Annotated in this window: 3 protein-coding genes; 1 reads left to right on the forward strand and 2 read right to left on the reverse strand. The window is 65.4% G+C overall.

All coding sequences use genetic code 11. From position 1 onward, the window contains the following. A partial coding sequence (gene lepA, locus AC2VOG_RS14285) for a translation elongation factor 4 (protein ID WP_486940544.1) occupies positions 1-1,730 on the reverse strand: 1,730 nt, incomplete at its 3' end. Positions 1,731-1,852: 122 nt separating this feature from the next. Here lepA and AC2VOG_RS14290 point away from each other — a divergent pair. Next, a complete protein-coding gene (locus AC2VOG_RS14290; protein ID WP_486940545.1) occupies positions 1,853-2,479 on the forward strand; it encodes a type II toxin-antitoxin system PemK/MazF family toxin in 627 nt (208 codons plus the stop codon). A 12-nt stretch (positions 2,480-2,491) separates the two neighbouring features. Here AC2VOG_RS14290 and AC2VOG_RS14295 read toward each other — a convergent pair whose 3' ends face one another. Then, complete coding sequence (locus tag AC2VOG_RS14295; RefSeq protein WP_486940546.1) at positions 2,492-2,920, reverse strand: CBS domain-containing protein; 429 nt, start codon at positions 2,918-2,920, stop codon at positions 2,492-2,494. Positions 2,921-2,934 lie beyond the last annotated feature (14 nt).

The following is a 2,934-nucleotide window of genomic DNA, read 5'->3' on the forward strand; positions in this document are numbered from 1 at the left end:
ATCAGCTCCTTGAGCTTGGTGGTCATCTTGTTGCCGTAGGCCGAGGCCGAGTCTTTGTGGACGATCGCACTGAACGCGTCCACCGCCTCGCCCTGCAACAGAATGTCGACCTTGACCAAGTCGGCCTCCTGCTCGCCGGCCTCCTCGTAGTCCAGGCTGGCGTAGCCGCGAGTGCGCGACTTCAGCGAGTCGAAGAAATCAAAGATGATCTCGCCCAACGGCATCGTGTAGCGCAGCTCGACCCGCTCCGGTGAGAGGTAGTCCATTCCGCCGAGTTCTCCACGGCGAGACTGGCACAGTTCCATGATGGTGCCGACGAACTCGCTCGGCGCGATCACGGTTGTCTTGACGACGGGCTCGAAGACGGTGCGGATCTTGCCTTCCGGCCAATCCGACGGGTTGGTGACGACGATCTCGCTGTTGTCCTCGGCGATCACCCGGTAGACAACGTTGGGCGAAGTGGAGATCAGGTCGAGGTTGAACTCGCGTTCCAGCCGCTCGCGGGTGATCTCCATGTGCAGCAGGCCCAGGAAGCCACACCGGAATCCGAAGCCCAGCGCCACTGATGTCTCGGGCTCGTAGGTCAGGGCAGCATCGTTGAGCTGCAGTTTGTCCAGCGCCTCGCGCAGGTTCGGATAGTCCGACCCGTCGACCGGGTACAGCCCGGAATAGACCATCGGCTTGGGCTCACGGTATCCGGTGAGCGCCTCGGTGGCCCCGCCCCGGGCGGTGGTGACGGTGTCGCCGACCTTCGATTGACGCACGTCCTTCACGCCGGTGATCAAGTAACCCACCTCGCCGACGCCAAGCCCCTTGGTGGCCTTGGGTTCCGGGGAGACGATGCCGACTTCGAGCAGCTCGTGGGTGGCGCCGGTGGACATCATCGCGATCTTCTCGCGCGGGGTGATCTTGCCGTCGACGACACGGACGTAGGTGACGACGCCGCGGTAGATGTCGTAGACGGAGTCGAAGATCATCGCCCGCGCAGGCGCGTCGGCGTCGCCGGTGGGAGCTGGCACCTGCTTGACCACTTCGTCGAGCAGCTCGGCCACGCCTTCACCGGTCTTGCCGGAGACTTTCAGCACGTCTTCGGGCTCGCACCCGATGATGTGGGCCAGTTCCGCGGCGTAACGTTCCGGATCGGCCGCGGGCAGGTCGATCTTGTTGAGCACCGGGATGATGGTCAGCTCCCGGTCCAGCGCCAGGTACAGGTTGGCCAGGGTCTGGGCTTCGATGCCCTGGGCGGCGTCGACCAGCAGAATCGCGCCCTCGCAGGCCTCCAGCGCGCGCGACACCTCGTAGGTGAAGTCGACGTGACCAGGCGTGTCGATCAGATGCAGCACGTAATCGCCGGCTGCGGCACCGTTCCGCGGGCCCGTCTCCGGGTCGTCCTTCACGGTCCAGGGCAGCCGAACGTTCTGCGCCTTGATGGTGATGCCGCGTTCCCGCTCGATGTCCATTCGGTCCAGGTACTGGGCACGCATCGATCGGTCGTCGACGACGCCGGTGAGCTGCAGCATCCGGTCGGCCAAGGTGGACTTGCCATGGTCGATGTGGGCGATGATGCAGAAGTTCCGTATCTGCGCCGGCGCGGTGAAGGTTTGGTCGGCGAAACTGCTGATGGGAATCTCCTGGTGAACGGGGGGCGGTCGTGCCTTCTGCCTAGTCAGGGTAGCGAGGCGCGGGCCGCAAGACGAAACGCCCGGCGACGCGCAAGGGCGTACCGGCATCGCGGAGGGGTCAGGTCACCTGATCGCCGATCCTGACGGCGGCCTTTGTTGTCCCACGTGTAGTCAGCGGTGGGCGGTGCCGAAGACAGTCAGAGTTATTCGACACGCTTTATGCTGCGAGCATGGCTTCCCCGCGGAAGACCCCATGGGAATCGGTGCAGCGATTCGCGGAGAACCTGGTGTTCAACGAAGCTCCACGGTTCATCCGCCAACTCGAGCAGGCACCGCAGGTACAGCAGCGCATCCAGCGCGGCATCGAGCAGGGCATCAAGATCGGTCTGGAGATGCTCAGCGGCGCGACATCGGAGCCGGCTACGGAGATCGCCGCCGGCCGTCCCGTGACCGACAGCAGTGTCCCCACCGCGCACCGGGCACGCCGGCTCGTCTACGCCCCCGATCTCAACGGTCGCGCCGACCCGGGCGAGATCGTCTGGACCTGGGTGGCCTACGAGGACATTGCGGGCCAGGGGCCCAAACAAGGAGAGGACCGACCGGTGTTGGTCGTCGGCCGCGACCGCAACATGCTGTTGGGCCTGATGCTGTCCAGCAGGCAAAGGCACGCCGAGGACACGAACTGGGTCGGCATCGGTGCGGGCAGCTGGGATGACGCTCACCGGATCAGCTGGGTGCGACTCGACCGGGTGCTCGACGTTCCCGAGGAGTCGATCCGGCGCGAAGGCGCAATCCTGGAGCGCTCGGTGTTCGAGGTGGTAGCCGCCCGGCTGCGCCGCGACTACGCGTGGAGCTGACGCTGCGACCGGCTAGCCCTGGGCGATGTAGTCGCGCAGTTGCTCGTGTTCGGCCTGCAGCTCTTCCATCCGGGACTTGACGATGTCGCCGATGCTGACGATCCCGGCCAGTCGGCCGTTTTCCAGCACCGGTATGTGACGCGCGCGGTGCTCGGTCATCAACATGCTGATGTCGTCGGCGGAGTCGGTCTTGGCGCAGGTTGCCACCAGGCGGGTCATGATGGCCGACACCGGCCGAGCCAGCAGACTGGCGCCGTGGACGTGCAGCTGGCGTACCACGTCACGCTCGGAGGCCACCCCCTCTAGGCCCTCACGTCCGATCACCACCATGGCGCCGATGTTGTGCTCGGCTAAGCCCGCCAGCAACTCCATGACCGTGGCATCCGGATGGATGGTCACCACCGCCGCACCCTTGTTCCGCAATACATCCGCGATCCGCATTGAAGCCTCCCGCC

The organism is Mycobacterium sp. TH-M11 (assembly GCF_057473725.1).

Bases quoted from the DNA above. Each gene is read 5' to 3' on its own strand.
- AC2VOG_RS14290 (WP_486940545.1), top strand. From the start codon at position 1,853: ATGGCTTCCCCGCGGAAGACCCCATGGGAATCGGTGCAGCGATTCGCG.
- AC2VOG_RS14295 (WP_486940546.1), bottom strand. From the start codon at position 2,920: ATGCGGATCGCGGATGTATTGCGGAACAAGGGTGCGGCGGTGGTGACC.